Origin of the sequence: Chryseobacterium sediminis, assembly GCF_008386505.1 — a bacterium.
Lineage (GTDB): Bacteria > Bacteroidota > Bacteroidia > Flavobacteriales > Weeksellaceae > Chryseobacterium > Chryseobacterium sediminis.
On sequence record NZ_VUNZ01000006.1, the window covers coordinates 30,299 to 48,477 of the forward strand.

At 31.7% G+C, this 18,179-nt stretch carries 12 protein-coding genes and 2 tRNA genes; 12 read left to right on the plus strand and 2 right to left on the minus strand.

Annotated elements, in window-relative coordinates; translation table 11 throughout:
- Nucleotides 1-60 precede the first annotated feature (60 nt).
- The 11 genes from FW780_RS21065 (at nucleotide 61) to FW780_RS21110 (ending at nucleotide 15,907) form a co-directional block, all read left to right on the plus strand.
- Nucleotides 61-4,701, plus strand: coding sequence for a DUF3883 domain-containing protein (locus FW780_RS21065; protein ID WP_149835565.1), 4,641 nt, complete (start codon nucleotides 61-63; stop codon nucleotides 4,699-4,701).
- A 412-nt stretch (nucleotides 4,702-5,113) separates the two neighbouring features.
- Entirely contained in the window at nucleotides 5,114-5,311 is a 198-nt protein-coding gene (locus FW780_RS21070; protein ID WP_149835566.1) for a helix-turn-helix transcriptional regulator, read from the plus strand.
- Entirely contained in the window at nucleotides 5,311-6,390 is a 1,080-nt protein-coding gene (locus FW780_RS22680; protein WP_241676961.1) for a DEAD/DEAH box helicase family protein, read from the plus strand. Before FW780_RS21070 ends, FW780_RS22680 begins: the two co-directional genes overlap by 1 nt.
- 147 nt (nucleotides 6,391-6,537) lie before the next feature.
- The gene (locus tag FW780_RS22685) at nucleotides 6,538-8,103 is read left to right on the plus strand and encodes a type I restriction-modification enzyme R subunit C-terminal domain-containing protein (protein WP_241676962.1); all 1,566 of its coding nucleotides are present in this window, start codon (nucleotides 6,538-6,540) and stop codon (nucleotides 8,101-8,103) included.
- 8 nt (nucleotides 8,104-8,111) lie between these two features.
- Nucleotides 8,112-9,680, plus strand: a complete 1,569-nt coding sequence (locus FW780_RS21080; protein ID WP_206669041.1) for a type I restriction-modification system subunit M — start codon at nucleotides 8,112-8,114, stop codon at nucleotides 9,678-9,680.
- Nucleotides 9,680-11,398, plus strand: a complete 1,719-nt coding sequence (locus FW780_RS21085) for a restriction endonuclease subunit S (RefSeq protein ID WP_149835568.1) — start codon at nucleotides 9,680-9,682, stop codon at nucleotides 11,396-11,398. The genes FW780_RS21080 and FW780_RS21085 overlap by 1 nt, the downstream gene beginning before the upstream one ends.
- The gene (locus FW780_RS21090; protein ID WP_149835569.1) at nucleotides 11,379-13,028 is read left to right on the plus strand and encodes a restriction system-associated AAA family ATPase; all 1,650 of its coding nucleotides are present in this window, start codon (nucleotides 11,379-11,381) and stop codon (nucleotides 13,026-13,028) included. The genes FW780_RS21085 and FW780_RS21090 overlap by 20 nt, the downstream gene beginning before the upstream one ends.
- Nucleotides 13,028-13,660 carry an HNH endonuclease family protein gene (locus tag FW780_RS21095; RefSeq protein WP_149835570.1) on the plus strand — a complete coding sequence of 211 codons (633 nt, stop codon included), beginning with the start codon at nucleotides 13,028-13,030 and terminating at the stop codon, nucleotides 13,658-13,660. The genes FW780_RS21090 and FW780_RS21095 overlap by 1 nt, the downstream gene beginning before the upstream one ends.
- A gap of 116 nt (nucleotides 13,661-13,776) precedes the next feature.
- Nucleotides 13,777-14,112: a hypothetical protein gene (locus FW780_RS21100; protein WP_149835571.1), complete on the plus strand. Its 336-nt coding sequence runs from the start codon at nucleotides 13,777-13,779 to the stop codon at nucleotides 14,110-14,112.
- 165 nt (nucleotides 14,113-14,277) lie between these two features.
- Nucleotides 14,278-15,768: a recombinase family protein gene (locus FW780_RS21105; RefSeq protein WP_149835572.1), complete on the plus strand. Its 1,491-nt coding sequence runs from the start codon at nucleotides 14,278-14,280 to the stop codon at nucleotides 15,766-15,768.
- Nucleotides 15,761-15,907: a PTS sugar transporter subunit IIBC gene (locus FW780_RS21110; RefSeq protein ID WP_241676963.1), complete on the plus strand. Its 147-nt coding sequence runs from the start codon at nucleotides 15,761-15,763 to the stop codon at nucleotides 15,905-15,907. Before FW780_RS21105 ends, FW780_RS21110 begins: the two co-directional genes overlap by 8 nt.
- 194 nt (nucleotides 15,908-16,101) lie before the next feature.
- Here the strand turns inward: FW780_RS21110 and FW780_RS21115 are convergent.
- Both FW780_RS21115 and FW780_RS21120 read right to left on the minus strand, forming a co-directional pair.
- Nucleotides 16,102-16,175: transfer RNA gene (locus tag FW780_RS21115), tRNA-Arg, on the minus strand.
- 32 nt (nucleotides 16,176-16,207) lie between these two features.
- A tRNA-Pro gene (locus tag FW780_RS21120) sits at nucleotides 16,208-16,282 on the minus strand.
- Nucleotides 16,283-16,788: 506 nt separating this feature from the next.
- Between FW780_RS21120 and FW780_RS21125 the strand changes: the two genes are divergently transcribed.
- Nucleotides 16,789-18,174: a T9SS type A sorting domain-containing protein gene (locus FW780_RS21125; RefSeq protein ID WP_149835574.1), complete on the plus strand. Its 1,386-nt coding sequence runs from the start codon at nucleotides 16,789-16,791 to the stop codon at nucleotides 18,172-18,174.
- Nucleotides 18,175-18,179 lie beyond the last annotated feature (5 nt).

An 18,179-nucleotide genomic window follows, 5' to 3' on the forward strand; every position in this document is an offset into this window, starting at 1 on the left:
ATTTTTGTATTAAAAAAGTTTATTTATTTTTATACAACAAAACTTTTTAACCTTTCGAAAATGAATCTGCGAGAAATAGCCAATAAATTATTGAATGATAGTAAACGGACCCCGATTAGAGGTTTGAGTGCTATAGCAGAAGCTGAGAAATATTTACAACAAGCATATGAAGGAAGGTATTTTTTTGAATTGATTCAAAATGTTAGGGATGCAAATAAGGAAATTGAAGAGGATGGTGATATTCTAGTTGAAATAAAAGACAACATACTTTCAATTTCTAACACGGGAGCAGAATTTTCTGCCAAAGGTATTGAAGGTATCACCACCATTGGAAAGAGTACGAAGCAAAGTCAGGAGTATATTGGTTTTAAAGGGATTGGATTTAAATCAATCAGCGAGGTTACAGAATGCCCGAGTATAATAACCCGTCACGGTTCAATATACTTTGATCGGAATCTGACTCTTCGTGAGTATAACGAGCCAGATCTCAAGGAAGAAGAAGTTCCATTATTTTATTTTCCACATTTCTGCAATGAAAAGCTTTCAGAAGAAGAGGTGTTGAAAGGAATTGTGACCAAAATTAGACTTCCTATTAAAAAAGGAATTACGGTGGAAAAAATCACAGATGATTTTTCGGAAATAAAAGAGAAGCAGTTAATCCTATTGGGAAATATCCGCACACTTAGACTGGAATCTGAACAGATAGTTTCAATTTTTTCTATTATAAAAAATACAGCGCAGCATAGTATTAGTGTGACGAATAATGATAAAACCACTAAATTCAAATATTATAGTCCCATCAGCAAAGTTGAAATTCCCAAGAAAGTAGTTCAGTCTTTAGAAGGAAAAGAAAAAGAGATATTTAAAAGTTCTTTTGTTGATATAAATATTGTTTTAGAGATTTCTGAAATCGGGCAGATTAATCCAATTGAAGATGCAAAACTTTATCTATTTTATCCTTTACATATAACTTCAGGATTTCGGTTCATTATTCACAGTTATTTTATCGTGAATCCTGAAAGGACTATGTTACGAGAGTCTAAGCTTAATGATTATTTGCTTTCTGAGATAGGTAAGTTTATTGGGAAAGAAATGCTTGTCAAACTAAAAAAGACAAAGGTAAACACTAACAAGGTTCTGTGTTTTAAAAGGAATGAAGATGCAATGTTAGAAGTTCTATATGACACTGTTGTAACTGAGTTAGAAAACCAGAGGTTTATTTATGATTCCCAGACACAAAAGTATTTTTATCCCTCAGATGTAATTATTGCTGATGATTTTGATAAAGGACTATTCCCCGATGGGAAGTTAGGAGATAAGAAACTGATCTATATTGATGACAGTAAAGTCAGAGATTGGTTTCTTGCAGAATTTGAAATTTCATATTTAAGTTTTGATAGCATTGCAAATCATATTGAGAATGAATGTAAAAGGCAATTAAAGAAAAAAAATATTAAATTTTTTCAAAATCTATATAACTATGTGATTAAACATGAGGGGTTAAGCTTGACGGGAAAAAAAGTTTTGCTCACAGATAACTGGAAATTAATTTCAAATAGTGAGGACATCTTTTACCGTGGGAAGGGAAGTCTAAAAACTCCTATTGCACTTTCTAAGAGTATACAAAAACACATTCATTTTATTCATAAAGAAATAAGGATAAGTGATTTTCGTGAAGGAAAAAGTCGAACAGGGATTATAGAGTATAGTACTTACGAACTTGTAAGGAGGTTACTTAAACTTTTTGCAGAACGCTCTGTTCCGAAAAATGATCTACTAAATACTCTTTTTAAGTTACAAGATCTTGATGTAAAATCAGAATTAGAAATTAGGGAAAAAATTCGATTACCTATTAAAAGAACGGATAAATGGCTGTCACCATTAACTCATCCTATTTATTTTGAGAGCGAAAATCTAATGGATTTATATCCAAATGGGAATTTTATTGATGATTCAGTTTTAATTTCAGAAGGAGAAAAAGATGAAGAGCAATCAAAAAAAATGTTTTTCAAGAAGTTTGGCGTTTGGGAAATACCAGCCGTTTATTTAGCAGAAAAGCAGATAACCATCAACCCTTCTGAAAAAAGAGATCGTATACTTGGCAGTTATTCCGGTTTTTCTACGCGACCATTTTATATTAAGAATGACAGAACATTGGATTTACCTGAGCGATATAATATATGGTTTACAAATACAATAATAAATAATTGGAATACCTATCAGCTATTTCTTAATGATAGTTTACTGCCAAGGTTGCTATATTCTAATAGTTATAGTAACTGGAAGGAGGTCGATGCTGAACATACCATTAAATTGAGTCAATTTATAGAAAGGCTTGCAAATGAAGCATGGATTTGTTTTGAAGGAGAAGATGAACAATATGTAGCCAGCGAAGTAGTTGGAATCAGAGATTTTGATTTTTTACAATCGCATAATCACATTATCAGGAAATTTCTGAGACTTTTACCAATAGATTATGGAAGCAAAAAAATATTGATCGAAGGAGTAGGCTTGATCCATTTGGATGCACATTCCTTAGAAAACTTTAGGCAGCTTTTGCAGTCTATTTATATTAAATACGAAAACGAGATTCCTGCCGGAAAAGACTTTCTGGATTTCTATAATCGTATTTTGAGTAAGCTTGTTGATTTCTATGAGGTTGGCAATATTTCAGAGTGGGCCTTAAACCAATTAGGAAATACTAAGTTTTTAGGTGTAGATGATACAACTAAAGTTCCGTGCTGGAAATTTGCCCAAAATATATTTTACATTGATGATAAGCCGGCATATGATATTTTACCAATAGAAATCAAACAGAAAATTCAGCCACATTTCACAAATCGTGATAAAAATACATTTGGAAAAATTGCGGGACGGATTGGTAAGAGATTTTCTAGATCAATAAGCAAAGAACTTGTAGAAATAGAATCTACTAATGCTATATCTTTCATTTCATTTTTTGAATTGCTCCCCGAAATAATTGCCTTATTAGAATCACATTTAGGTGATGCTATCACTAAGTATTTTCCGGAGATTAAAGCCGTAAAGGTCTTTGAAAAAAGAGATTTGAAAGTTATGATATCGGTTGCGGATTCTTCACCTTTTGTAATTCCTGTGAAATATTTTGTAGGGACTGATTTAAATATTCATTTAACCGTTTCAGATAGTGTAACAAATAGGAATAAACAAATTGCAAACTGTGTTAATGAATTATTTATATACCTACTTGAAAGAGACTTGCGAAACTTCAATGCAAATCTCCTTAATTTTTTAAATGCAATCAATAAGCAAGAGTATTTGAAAAGCTACGATATAGCTGAGGAAAGAATAAATGAAATCAGAGATAAACTAAATGATACCAGTTTTTCACCAAGCCAAAAATTTTGGTCATCAATTCTAACAGTAAGAGGGCTTAGAGATGCAAGAGGTATATTTTTTGAAAATCAGATTGATATAAATAAATTATCTGAATTACTTGGAATAGGTCAGGAGATGGTTCAGGAAGTTGAATGCAAATTCGATTTTTTGCAGACAAATCATGTCTCAAATATCTCTGTTTTGATCAAGTTGTTGAATTCACTTTCTATAACTTTGGAAGAATTGAATGAAGTCATTTATCCTAGAATTGATTTTACTGACTTTTACCTTAAGGAAGTTAATAAGCTGAAAAATAAATTTGAAAAAGGCTTCAATGCAGTTTTGCATTCTTATTTAAAAAGCGAAAATAGTGTTCTAAAGTCTCAATATCAAGATTACTTAGATTTTTATAAGTATAGTTTAAAGATTATCATCCCTTTAAATACGCTTGGACTCAATGTCGAATATTGTTTTATAAAAGCAGTATCCGAGGCATTCCCATTTTTGACAATAAAGGATCATGATTTGGAAAAAGATTTCAGCTTTTTTAATCCGAATGCAATTTATGTTGCAAATTGTGATTTACTCAAAACTTTGTTGGTTTCAACCACTTTTACTGAAATTGATCTTGACAGGTTCTTATCTGAAAATAAAAAAAGAAGCCTACTTTATTTTGATGAAGTGAAAGCTGTCGCATCTAATTTTGAGAAATGGATACATGATCAAACAAATGATGATTTCAAAGAGCAAAAAGAAGATGTAATAACAGGCTTTTTAAGTCAGTTTTCTAACCAAACACATACAGAAATCGAACAGATTATTCCTCGCAATTGCGATTCACATTATATTTCAAATGGGAGTGGAGTTGATGGAAATGGCAAACGATACGACGGGGGCATAAATCAGGATTATAAACAAAAGATAGGATTAGTTGCTGAAATGGTTGTTTTCGAAAAATTAAGCACTATTTATAATGATGTTACCTGGGTTTCCAAAAATGCGTCTAAAGTTTACAATACACATTCAGGATATAATCCGGAAGGACAAGATGGGGTAGGGTATGACATTGAATACATAGATAGAGATGGTAACAAATATTTTGTTGAAGTTAAAGGTCGGGTTGATAAAAGTGATGCATTTGAAATTTCAAAAAATGAAGTTGATAAGGCATATTTAGAAGAAGAGTTTTATAAAATTATTATCGTGACAAACACAATGGATAATAGCCGCAGAAGAATAAGAGATTTGGGCAATATATTTTTGTTGAGTGATGATGAAGATTTTTTCTCTAATAGTAAATTTATCGTTATCAATAAAAACTTTGAAATTAGATTTCATGAGTAATTTTCTAATTGTCACAAAAGAGATAAGGATTAACTTGTAGTATTAATAAAATTAGGTACTATTCCTTTTTAATGAGGCGATTTAACTTAGGATCATTAGTGGGACAGTTCCTTTTTGTGAGGAGAACTCCAAATGTCGATTTAGTAATTTTAAGATTTTTGTCAAAGTATTAATCGATTTTTATTTTTGATTACTCTAATAATATCTCTTTTGTGTTTGTTTGTCAATACTAAGTTTATTTTCATATTCTACATTAGTTTAACTTTCTAAAAATAAAGCGTAGACTTTAAAAATAGCTGTCATTTTATTGTATTTAGCGTAAAGGGATTATGAAAAAGTTAACGAAAAACATATCAAAAAACGAGATATAATTAGAAAATAGATTAAATTAGTGACTTTAATTTATACGGACATGAACCGAATAAAGGAGGTACTTGAAGAAAAAGGAATCAAACAGACTTGGTTGGCAGATAAACTTAGAAAAAGCTATAATATGGTAAATGCTTATGTACAAAATAGACAACAACCTAGACTAGAGATTTTAAGTGAAATTGCTAACATATTAGAAGTCGATATAAGAGAATTAATTGTTTCAAGTAAAGATAAATAATGAACGAGGCAACCACTAGAAAAGATATCATCGATAGACACTTGCAAGAAGCAGGATGGAATGTAAATGACTTAACTCAAGTGATGCTTGAGTTTGATATCAACGTGGAACTATCAGAAAGTGTAAATGAACCTCAAGAGCTTTATCAAACTCATCAATTTTCTGACTATGTTTTGTTAGGCAAAGATGGAAAACCATTAGCAGTTATCGAAGCAAAGAAGACAATAAGTGATGCTGCTCTTGGCAAAGAACAGGCAAAACAGTATTGTTACAATATACAAAAGAAATTAGGTGGTGAATTGCCTTTTTGCTTTTATACGAATGGTAACGAAATATACTTTTGGGATTTAGGAAACTACCCTCCAAAAAGAGTTTATGGCTTTCCGACTCGTGACGATTTAGAACGTTATACTTACCTAAGAAAACATCGTAAAAGCTTATCCCAAGAATTTATCAATACTAAAATTGCAGGACGAGATTATCAGATACGTGCTATTCGATCTGTAATGGAATCTCTAGAAAAAAAACGGTCTAAGTTTCTTCTCGTTATGGCGACTGGTACAGGTAAAACCAGAACTGTGATTGCTCTTATTGACGCTTTGATGCGTGGTGGCTGGACAGAAAGAGTATTGTTTTTAGTAGATAGAGTTGCTTTACAAGGTCAGGCATTGGATGATTTTAAAGAACATTTACCTAATGAACCCCGTTGGCCACAATATCAGGAAACCAGTTTTGCTACGGATAGAAGAATCTATGTTTCTACATATCCGACTATGTTAAATGTAATCAGAGATGAAAGTACAAAAGTTAGTCCGCATTTTTTTGATTTAATTGTTGTTGACGAAAGCCATCGAAGCATTTACAACACCTATCAAGAAATATTACAATATTTCAATACAATTACTTTGGGGCTAACGGCAACACCAACCGATATCATTGATCATAATACGTTTGGATTATTTGATTGTGAAGATGGACTCCCAACTTTTGCATATTCTTATGAAGAGGCAGTAAATCATATCCCTCCATATCTCTGTGATTTCCAGGTGATGAAAATTAAAACTAAATTTCAAATATAAGGAATCAATAAGAGAACGATCTCATTAGAAGATCAAAAGAAACTTATTTTAGAGGGGAAAGAAGTAGCTGAAATAAATTATGAAGGGACTGATTTAGAACGTAGAGTTATTAATAAAGGAACAAATACTCTAATTGTACGCGAATTTATGGAAGAATCTATTAAAGATCACAATGGAGTACTTCCGGGAAAAACCATTTTCTTTTGCATTAGTAAAGCGCATGCACGACGTATTGAAGAGATTTTCAATTCGCTTTATCCCGAATATGCTGGAGAATTGGCAAAAGTAATCGTTTCAGACGATCCGCGAGTTTATGGTAAAGGAGGCTTACTAGACCAGTTTAAAAATCAAGATTTACCGAGGATTGCCATTAGTGTTGATATGCTAGACACTGGTATTGATGTACGAGAAGTTACCAATCTTGTATTTGCAAAACCTGTGTATTCTTATACCAAATTCTGGCAAATGATAGGGAGAGGTACTCGGTTGTTAGAACCTACAAAAATTAAGTCTTGGTGTATTAAAAAAGATAGCTTTTTAATTTTGGATTGTTGGGATAATTTTGAATATTTTAAACTCAATCCGAAAGGTAAAGTTTTAAAAAATCAAATCCCTTTACCGGTACGGTTATTTGGTTTATACATATATAAATTAGCTATTGGGATGGAACTTGCTGATGAAGATATTTTTGACCCAACTCTAGAAAAAATTAAAATAGCGATTGATAGCTTACCCATACAATCTATCGTAATACGCGATGCTATTAAATTTTTAGAGGAAGTTAAAGGAGATTTATTTTTTGATGATCTTAATACTGAAAAAATAGACTTTTTACAGGAAAACATTCGACCTTTGTTCAGGACAATTAGTGGAGTTGATTTTAAAGCGATGCGATTTGAGAAAGATGTTGTGGAAATTTCAATCGCATATTGGCAAGAAGATAAAGAAAAGTTTGAAGCATTGAAAAATGCCATTACGGAAGAAATTTCAGAATTGCCTTTAAGTATAAATGTAGTAGCAAAACACAAAGACTTAATACAGCAAACCCAAACGGATTATTTCTGGAATACTATAACAGAAAAAAAACTGAGTGATTTAATCGAACATTTAGCCCCTTTAATGGTGTATCGGGAAGGTACTGTAAACCTAGTACCTGCAAAGTATAATTTTACGGATGAGATATTTGAAAAAGAAAAAGTTTTATTCGGACCTCAGAATGAAGCCGTGAGTATTGAACGGTATAAGGAAATGGTGGAAGAAAAAATAAGAATACTTTTAAATGAGCTTCCCATTTTAAAAAAAATAAAAGATAATGAACCTATTTCTGATATAGAAATAGAAGAACTTTCTTGGATGCTATCACACGAAAGTCCACACATTACAGTAGACTTGCTCAGAAAAGTATATAATAACAGAAACGCTGCCTTGGTACAGTTTATTAAACACATTCTTGGGATTGAGATTTTGGATGATTTCCCAACGACGATCAGTAAGGCGTTTAATGACTTTATTGCAAAACAATCCAATTTGGGCGTAAAACAATTGGATTTTTTAAGACTTTTGCAAACTTATTTAATAGAAAAAGGGAGTATAGAGCGCAAAGACTTAATCTCAGCACCCTTTACCAGAATACATCCTAATGGGATAAGAGGTGTATTTGATGGAAAAATGATGCAAGAAATATTACAATTTATTAATGCCTTAGCTGCGTAATTATAACAATGGATAATCAGGAAATTAAGAGTAAAGTAAACGAACTCTGGGGGAAATTTTGGTCAGGTGGATTAACTAATCCAATAGACGCGATACAGCAAATCACATATTTGTTGTTTATGAAGCAACTGGACGAAAACGACCAAAAACGACAAGGTGATGCAGAATTTTTAGCAATGGAGTATAAATCCATTTTTCAGGGAAAATTCTATTTGCCTGGTGAGGAAGAAGATAAGGGTATCGAAAGAGAAGAGTTACGTTGGAAAAATTTCTCTCGCAAGCCTTCAGAAGAAATGTATCAATTGGTACAAGCCCGAGTATTTCCTTTTATTAAAAACTTAGGCGAAACCGATTCTCCTTTTGCTAAACATATGGACAATGCAGTATTCATTATCCCTAAACCAAGCTTGTTGACAGAAGCTGTAAAAAAGATAAATGAAATTTATGAGGTTTTACATGCTCAAGATCGCTTTGTAGATGCCCAAGGAGATATTTACGAGTATTTGTTACAGCAACTTAGCACCTCAGGTAAAAATGGTCAATTTCGTACACCAACTCATATTATAGAAATGTTGGTAGAGTTAGTAAAGCCACAATTGGGCAATAAAATTGCAGATCCGGCGTGTGGTACGGCAGGATTTTTATTGGCGGCTTACCAATACATCTTAACACAGTTTACCTCTTCCAAACATAAAGTGTTAGATAATTATGGCTTTACTCGTGGGACATTAGCTGATAAATTAGTAGATGATACCTCTAAAGAGGTTTTAAATAGAAAAACATTCTATGGCTTTGATATTGATCAAAATATGATTCGTATTGGGTTAATGAACCTGATGATGCACGGTATCGAACATCCTAATATTGACTATACGGATACTTTGAGTAAATTTTATAATGAAGATAATGAATATCATATAGTACTCGCCAATCCGCCGTTTACAGGAAGTCTGGACAAGGCAGAAATAAACGAAAGTTTTACAACCGATACCAAAAAAACCGAACTGCTGTTTTTAGAGCGTATCTATAAAATGCTACGAATGGGCGGAACTGCGGGTGTTATCATTCCTCAAGGGGTTTTATTTGGCTCTGGAAAAGCTTTTCAGAATATACGAAGTATTTTGATAGATAAATGTGAACTGAAAGCGGTAATTAATTTACCATCAGGTGTATTTAAACCTTATGCGGGAGTAGCTACAGCTATTTTGATTTTTACCAAAGGTGGCGAAACAGAACGGGTTTGGTTTTATAATATGGAACATGATGGTAAAACCCTAGATGATAAACGTAATGATCGCTTCGATAAAGAAGGTAATCGTGATTACGGCGACATTCACAAGATCATTCAGCATTACAACAATCGTGAACAAGAAAATCCTATCGATCGTACACAACGTTATTTTTTTGTGCCTAAACAAGAATTGATGGACATGGGTTATGAGCTTAGTTTTAACCGCTATCGAGAAGAAGTATATGATCCAATTGATTACAGATCAACTACAGATATTATGGCGGATTTAAAACAAAAGCAAAAGCAAATTGCAAACTTGATTGATGAACTTGAAAATATGTTGTAATGGAATTGGTGAATCTTAAAGAAATTGCACTTCAAATCAGAGGTGTTTCGTATAAACAAAATGACATTTCAGCAGAAATTGATAGGAATAAGATAATTTTACTTAAAGGAAATAATATTCAGGGAAATAAAATCAATTGGGAAGATTTAATCTATGTTAATGAGAATAAAGTTTCTGATATTCAAATACTAAAAAAGGGGGATTTATTACTAACATCATCAAGTGGTAGTAAGAACTTACTTGGCAAACATGTTATTTATACAGGTGAAGTTACAGCAACTTTCGGAGCATTTTGTAAAGTAGTACGTCCAGATAAAAATAAAATTTTTCCAAAGTACTTGGATTGTTTTTTTAAAAGTAAAAGATATAGAAGTCACATCTTAAAAGTTACCCAGGGTGCAAACATTAATAACTTACGAAATGAAGATATTGATAGTATAGAAATTCCATTCCCTTCTTACGGAAATCAAATTCGCATTGCTTATCTATTAGAAAAAATAGAAGCCACCATTGCCGAACGAAAAAATGCAATTGGTTTATTGGATGAATTTGTAAAAGCTAATTTTTATCAAATGTTTGGTGATCCTGTAAAAAATGAAAAAGAATGGAGTTTGTTTAATGGATTTGAATATGCTAACGATATTCAGGTAGGAGTTGTTATTAAGCCAGCCTCACACTATGTTAAAGATGGGGTAATTGCCTTGAGATCGTTAAATATAAAGCCTAATAAAATAGACCTTAATGACGTTGTATATTTTTCAGAAGTAGCTAACAAGACAACACTTTCTAAATCAATATTAAAAAAAAATGATATAGTTTTAGTTAGGACAGGCAATACAGGAGTTGCTGCAATTATACCAGATGAATTAGATGGTATTAACTGCATTGATTTAATAATTTGTAGGCCCAAAAGAGAGCTGATCAATTCATATTATTTGGTCTATTTATATAATTCAGAGAGGTTTCAAAAGGTAGTTGAGAATAATGAGGTTGGTGGTGTTCATAAACATTTAAATGTTGGTGTTTTAAAAAATATTAATCTTCCTATTCCACCTATTAACCTCCAAAACCAATTTGCGGATATTGCTCAAAAAATAGAAAGCATCAGGGCAGAGCAAGAAGTACAATTAAAAGATTTGGAAGAATTGTATGCATCGGTGAGCCAAAAAGTTTTTGCAGGAGATATAGACCTTTCCCAAGTGCCTTTTGATGTAAGTTTGTTACCTAATGAACACAATCCTATTGAAACTTCCGAGGAAGAACCTAAGCCTGATGGTGTAAAGCAAGAATTACTTAAAGAAGAAATTAAAAAGGTAACCCAACCTGCAACAAAAAGAAAACTCAATTGGGAAAATGTAAGTTTTAAAGAAGTGGCAAATTATATTCAAAATGAATTTAATGGGTATTATTTTAATGCAGAAATGTTACTTCGCTATTTGAAAGAAGACATAGGAATGGTTGTCAATTATTTTTCTTCTGTAGAGCAGAAGAAAAAACCACAATATGAAAATGCAGATGATTTTTACCGTTTTGTAACGACAGCTATTACTGGTGAGAATTCCTTTTTACAGTTAGAACAAGTATTTTACAATGCAGAAACAGAGAATATCCCTAACATTAGTTTTACTGAAACAGATTTAGTCAATCTGGCTAAGAAAGATAAAAAAGAACGCTCAGGCATTTATTTTCGAATTAAAGATGAAATTACTACGCCTTAAAATATTAGGAGAAGACTTTCGTAGTCTTACTGCTAATGTAGATTACGAATTTAATGATACTTTGGAAGACAGTAAATTATCTACCAAAGTATTTGCTGGTTTAAATGGTAGTGGAAAATCCAATTTCCTGGAATTATTAGCAGAGATTTTTTATTATCTGGAAAGAGTTAAACTTCAAGATACCCCAAAGTCATACATTGAAAATAAAAATTTTGGTTTTGAGATAGAATATATACTTCCTAAAACGAAGAAAGGTTTTGATTATATAGAGAAAATAGAATCGAGAGAAGTTTTGTATTTGGATAAACCATTTGAAAAAGATGTACATGTAAACATTAAGAAAGATTTAGAAGGCTTCCTAGAAATGTCTTATTCTTTAGCGGGTGAGGATAACTTTTCAGTAGTAGAAGAAAATTTCGAACAATTCTTACCTTTAAAAATCATTGCTTATACTTCAGGGCAAAACGAATTATTGAGTAATCCATTTATACGTTTGCGATACCATTACTTCACCGAAATGGTAAATAGTAAATACAAGGATTGTAATCGTCGTTTGTTTTTTTTAGATGCCGAAAGTAATTACAGCATTTTTGTTGCCAATATGTTATTAGGCAAAACTGCTCCATTAAATTATATTAAAAGTATTTTTAGGATAGAAGATTTACATTCATTTCGAATTACGTTTAATTACAAACATAATACCCAAGAAGCATTAAAAATATTAGAAAAAAAGCAAGATTTACTGAATCCATTAAAAGCATGTGCAACTACTTGGCGAGATGATACAAATGCTAAATGTTTAATATTAGACTTTTATATAACTGAAGCAGTACATCAAGCATTTCAATACTATTACAAAACAGCATTCCAACTATTTCAGACGTTTTACGAATTGCAAAGTTTGAATTTGTTAATCGAAAAACAAGCAGTTCGTAAGTTTGTAGTTAATGCGTCTAAAGCCATTAATATCACAGACGAATTATCAAAGTCAGATCCCTCGGATTTGATTTTTAGAATTGAAAAAATCCAAATCAAAAAACAAAAAATAGAAGAAGGTAAAAAGGACACACTCTATTACAAATCTCTTTCGGATGGGGAGCACCAGTTAAATGAAGTGATAGGTTCTGTTATGATGATGGAAGATGACGGCTGCTTGTTTTTGATGGACGAACCGGACACACATTTCAATCCAAAATGGCGAGCTAAAATGATTACGATTCTGAACAAAGTTTCTGGAAAAGAATATGATGCCCATGGAAATCCTGAAAATATAAGGAAGCATGAGTTGATTATGACCACGCATTCTCCTTTTATCATTAGTGATAACCAGAAAGATAATGTGTATAAGTTTATACGAAAAGATAAAACTTTGAAATTGGAAAATCCTAAACATGAAACTTATGGTACTTCCATTACTTTTTTAATGAAGCAGATTTTTGATAGAGATATTACTATATCAGATTACGCAAACAACGAACTGATTGATTTGAAAAGAGAGATACAAAATATAAATGATACAGCATTATTGGCTGAAAAAATTGATGAGATAGAAGAACGTTTGATGGGCTTTGGGGAGAGTATAGAAAAATTTGATTTGTATAACTATTTAAGTCAAGTGAAGAAGAAATAATGTTATACACTTACATAGATATAGAACACCCAATCCATCAATTGCAAAATAATATTTGTTATTATTTTGAGCGTTTGTTTGATTTGGAACCTCAACCTTACGATAGTACTGTAGTACTTCAAGCAGGTTTTATAACTTTAATAAATTCATCAAATAAGTTTAAAAATTATTTAAAGGAAATAGCGGAAAGATATGTTGCATTACCTGACGGGGAAAGAGATATTATAAAAAAAGCATATTATAACCATTTCAATATTGAGAATCTATGTAATGATACAACCTTAGAAGTTGTAAAATATACCGAAATAGTCAATGAAGATTTTCGAAAAATTTTAAAAGAATTTTTAACATGGTTATGGGATGATTATGACAGCTTACCAAAAGCATTAAAAGATGAATATAAGGATGTGCAAGATCATTTTAATGAATTTAAAAAAGTTCAAATAGGCAAAGTCTGCCCTTTTTGTGGAATTAGTAGTTTAAAACCCCGTACAGATAGAAAAAGGCGAAATGCTTATGATCATTATATTCCTAAGGCAATGTATCCTTTTGTCTCAATAAATTTCAAAAATTTGTTTCCTGCCTGTCATGAATGTAATTCAGATGAAAAAAAGAATATGATACGCCTTTAAAAAATGATATAAGGCAAAAAGTTCTTTTCCCTTTTAGCACTACTTACACAATTGATGAGATAACCATTAGTATTAGTCCCCAAGAAGCATTTAATACTCTAAATCTAGGAACATTGTTGAGTGATATAGATTGGAATATTTCGTTTATATTAAACTCAGGGAGTATTGATATCTATAATGTTTGGGATGATATTTTTAGAATCAAGACAAGGTACAAAGAATACATTATAGATTACGAGGATACATGGTTTACAGATTTTGTTATAAAAAAATTTAATGAAAAAGTTGTAACCAATGTATCAACATTTGAGCATTACAAAAATGAACTAATTGATGATTCAAGAGATTTAATGATAAAAGATCCTTTATCTATATTGAAATATATCTATTTTACCTTCATTTTTAATATACCAGATATTGAAAATAAGTTGAGACAAGTTGTAATGGCTTAAGAAACTATTGAAATTAAATCAATCCTAATTTTCATTTCAGAAATAATTGAGAGTATACGTTTTCAGAAATAAGAGAGTCTTAAAAGATTAAGAGCTTTTCATTTCTCATATCATATGTTTAAAAATACTAATCTTGTAGTAGTAGATTAAGCAAACATTATTCATATGAAAACAGCCTATTTATACGTCCGTGTAAGTACAGACGAGCAAAAAAGAAAAGGGTACTCCTTACCTGAGCAAGAGGACAGGTTATTAAAATATTGTAAATATAACAATATTGAAGTCAAGGGAATTTATCGTGAAGACTTCTCAGCTAAGAATTTCAATCGGCCTGAATGGAAAAGCCTATTCACAACAATTAAGCACAAATCACTAAAGGAAGAAGCTAATATATTGTTCATTAAATGGGATCGATTCAGTCGTAATGTTGAATATGCCTATGAAATGATAGGAAAGCTTCGGAAATATAAAACAACAGCAATGGCTATTGATCAGCCTGTAGATTTCTCGGTGCCGGAAAGCACGGTTATGCTTGCTGTATACCTTTCTGTACCAGAAGCCGAAAACAGTAGGAGAGCCCAGAATACAGCAAATGGAATTCGTCGGGCTAAATTAATGGGTAGGTATACTAATAAGGCGCCATTAGGATTTATTAATCTGACACTGTTAGATGGTAAAAAAATAATTACTCCTAAACAACCAGAAGCAGACATTATAAAATGGGTATTCCATCAACTTTCAAAAAATATTCACAAAATAGAAGAGATTAGAAAAATGGCGACTGATAAAGGTTTGATATGCTCACGATCGCATTTTTTCAGATTGATACGTAATCCGGTTTATTGTGGTCTTATATCAGTAAATATTAGCGCAGAAGAACAACAAATGATTAAAGGAATGCATGAGGCACTAATTTCCGAAAGTCAGTTTTATGACGTGCAGCGTATTATTACAACAAAAAGACAAGTTACTGCTAAAGCAGATACTCTAAAAGCAACATTTTTTCTAAGAGGCTTCTTAATATGTCCCCATTGTAATCAAAAACTTAGTGGAAGCTTTTCTAAAGGCAAAACCAAAAAATATCCCTACTATCACTGTCATGGACGATGTAAGACAAGAATAAATGCAATTCTTCTTAATGAATGTTATCAGAATAAACTTCAAGAACTAATATTATCAAATAATGCAGCTGAATTATTCAACAGTATTTTAGAAGATCAGAATATAAAAACACAGAAAACAAATTATTTACATGAACGGATGTTAGCCGAGAGAAAATTGAAAGAAGAAGGATTAACTCTCTCTCAGGCTAGAAAGTTATTTGTAGCAAGGATCTTGAAACTTGACGATTATAATGAATTAAAAAAAGAGAATCAAGTTAATTCTCAATGCTTAAAAAAAGAGCTACGTAATATCAATACTAAATTAAGAGATATTGATAGGCAGGAAAGATTGGAAGGCAAATTATTTTTGGATCTTTTTTACGGATTTTCGGAATTTGATACAGCTGATAAAAAGCATCTTTTGAGTTTAATTCCTCCTGTTAATGTTGACTACCAAAAAGGCAGCCTTTCTTTAGATCTAAATGATGCATTATTAAAAGTACTATCGAAAAAAGCTAATCGAAAAAATATGAAAAATGAATTTCATGTATAAAAAAATATCAATTGAACAGGCAATTGCCCTATTAGCAAAGAATGGCATTAAAGTAGATGATGAAGAAATAGCAGTTATTTTGGACTTGCTTTATCTTATCTCAAAAAATTATAAAAAACCAGAACAAAAGACACTATAACCCTAAGGAGATTTCGAATTTGCGAAAAAGTCCTATAGAAATATATTGAGGCTCTTCTAGATAATTTCAAACAAGTGATAGAGGAATTCCAGCTTCAAAAATCGAACTCTAAATATCCCAATTGTAAAAGTTTGGGCCACAGATTTTTATGGGTATAAAAAATGAGACAACTTTTAAAAAGTTGTCTCATTTCGTGAGCGCGAAAGGATTCGAACCTTTGACCGTCTGCTTAGAAGGCAGATGCTCTATCCAGCTGAGCTACGCACCCATTAAGTAATTTTGAGAAAACTACTAAAACAGTCGGGGCGGCAGGATTCGAACCTGCGACCTCCTGGTCCCAAACCAGGCGCGATGACCGGACTACGCTACGCCCCGAGGGTGTCATCAGTAACGATATTTACTTCGTTTTTGCGGTTGCAAAGGTACAATACTTTTTCAAATAAAAAAATAAAATGAAGAATAATTTTAAATTAATTTTTGATGAATAGAACTTTATTAACTTTACATGATTAATAACCATTGACTTATCGTATTTGAAAAAAGGTGAAAAAATTTTCATTTTTTTTTACTTTTTTATTTAAAACCGTTTGTTCATGGTTTCCGCTTTAATAAAGGATTTCATTGATCATTCAGTAAAATGAAAGAATTAGAAGTTTTTTCTCTGTTAAAAATTGTTAAAAAAAAAATCGTGGTATCTATTTCTTTTATAAATTTGCAAAAAAAAATTAATACCACGATAATACTATGAAGAAACCAACCATTTTCATCTCTTTCTCCTATCATATTCTGAATTTTTAAGATAGTTTTCTTTTTTCGGTTAATTTTCAAACTAAACTTGAGTTGGCTTCTGCTGACTATTCATTTGGTAAAAAATATCTAGTATGTATAACTCTTTTTATGCTAAGGCATTCGCGGTAATTTGTTTATCGTGTTCTGTGTCTGTTTATTCTCAACTAGTGGGATCTGATGCCCTATTATGGGAAAAAGCTAATCCAACCCTTCGTGAAGTAACGAAGTGCAAAGATGAAAACTTACTCAATTTTCATTGTGGTATCAAGGATAAGCTTTTCAAAAAATATATTAAATACAGTAAAAATAAGAGTCATACTCTTACGGTTGTCCACCGATCGAAGGAAGATGAGTTGATATGGGAAAATACTGAAAAAAAGATTTCCCTGGGAAATAACAACTTTAAAACTGGTAGAGAAAAGACTGTTGAAATTAGAAAAAGGCCAAGTCTTTTTTCGTTTGTAGCGGTTGCAGATCCAAATCGTGATAAATCTGATAGTTTGAAAATTAAATTTGAAGATCAGAATCTTTACGAGATGATATTTTTTCCAAGAAAAGCAAAATCTTCAGATCTTGGTAAGATACATTCCTATCTCTCTATTAAATATGGAATTTCATTGGAAAAAGGGAAATATTACAGCAGTGATGGAAAGGTGATCTGGGATCCTGAAAAGCATAAAGAATTTAGGTATAAACCAACAGGATTAGGAAGGGACAATGGTAATGAATTGTATCAAAAACAATCTTCCAACCAGGCTGATCTATTTTTAACAATTGGGAAAAATTCTATTGAAAGAACCAATGTAGAGAATCAGGCTGTTTTTGAGAATAATCAGTTTGTGATTTGGTCTGATGATAATAATGAATTGGTTTTAAAAAATGATAGAAACTTTGATGTTTTGCAAAAAAACTGGGAAATCAACTTCATAGGTAATAAAGTTTCTAAAACGGATTACAGTGTAAGAATATTGAAAGAAACGGTGAATCCAAGATCTTTACCTGTTGCCTATTGGATGTTCTTGAAGAAACCTGACGGGAATATTCAAAAAATTCAGGGATCTGAAACGGCAAACTATATCATTTTTAATAAAGTTGATTTCCTTAATGACTTTGATAATGGCGATACGGCCCATTTCACCTTTGCAGTAAGTCCATTGAAAGAGGCTAAGAGTGAAGGTGGGAATCAAAAATCAGATTCCGGATTTTCAATTAGTAGCAGTGAGTTATCACTGAATATGACTAAAATTAATCTTTATCCGAATCCTGTCAAAAAAGGTCAGACTTTTACAGTGACTTTCCCTCCTATGGAAGGACTTGGGATTTCCATTTATGATGGAGCTGGAAGATTGGTCAAATTTGATAATATCGACCGAAAATCAAATCATTACACGGGTCAGCTTGAAGTTCAAAGTGCCTATATCATTAATCTTATCCAAGATAAAAAAATTATAAAAACGTTCAAATTAATCGTTGATTAAACTAA

What these genes read in the sequence shown, in the direction of transcription:
- FW780_RS21065 (WP_149835565.1), top strand. Translation starts at nt 61, where the DNA reads ATGAATCTGCGAGAAATAGCCAATAAATTATTGAATGATAGTAAACGG.
- FW780_RS21070 (WP_149835566.1), top strand. Translation starts at nt 5,114, where the DNA reads ATGAACCGAATAAAGGAGGTACTTGAAGAAAAAGGAATCAAACAGACT.
- FW780_RS22680 (WP_241676961.1), top strand. Translation starts at nt 5,311, where the DNA reads ATGAACGAGGCAACCACTAGAAAAGATATCATCGATAGACACTTGCAA.
- FW780_RS22685 (WP_241676962.1), top strand. Translation starts at nt 6,538, where the DNA reads ATGGAAGAATCTATTAAAGATCACAATGGAGTACTTCCGGGAAAAACC.
- FW780_RS21080 (WP_206669041.1), top strand. Translation starts at nt 8,112, where the DNA reads ATGGATAATCAGGAAATTAAGAGTAAAGTAAACGAACTCTGGGGGAAA.
- FW780_RS21085 (WP_149835568.1), top strand. Translation starts at nt 9,680, where the DNA reads ATGGAATTGGTGAATCTTAAAGAAATTGCACTTCAAATCAGAGGTGTT.
- FW780_RS21090 (WP_149835569.1), top strand. Translation starts at nt 11,379, where the DNA reads ATGAAATTACTACGCCTTAAAATATTAGGAGAAGACTTTCGTAGTCTT.
- FW780_RS21095 (WP_149835570.1), top strand. Translation starts at nt 13,028, where the DNA reads ATGTTATACACTTACATAGATATAGAACACCCAATCCATCAATTGCAA.
- FW780_RS21105 (WP_149835572.1), top strand. Translation starts at nt 14,278, where the DNA reads ATGAAAACAGCCTATTTATACGTCCGTGTAAGTACAGACGAGCAAAAA.
- FW780_RS21110 (WP_241676963.1), top strand. Translation starts at nt 15,761, where the DNA reads ATGTATAAAAAAATATCAATTGAACAGGCAATTGCCCTATTAGCAAAG.
- FW780_RS21125 (WP_149835574.1), top strand. Translation starts at nt 16,789, where the DNA reads ATGTATAACTCTTTTTATGCTAAGGCATTCGCGGTAATTTGTTTATCG.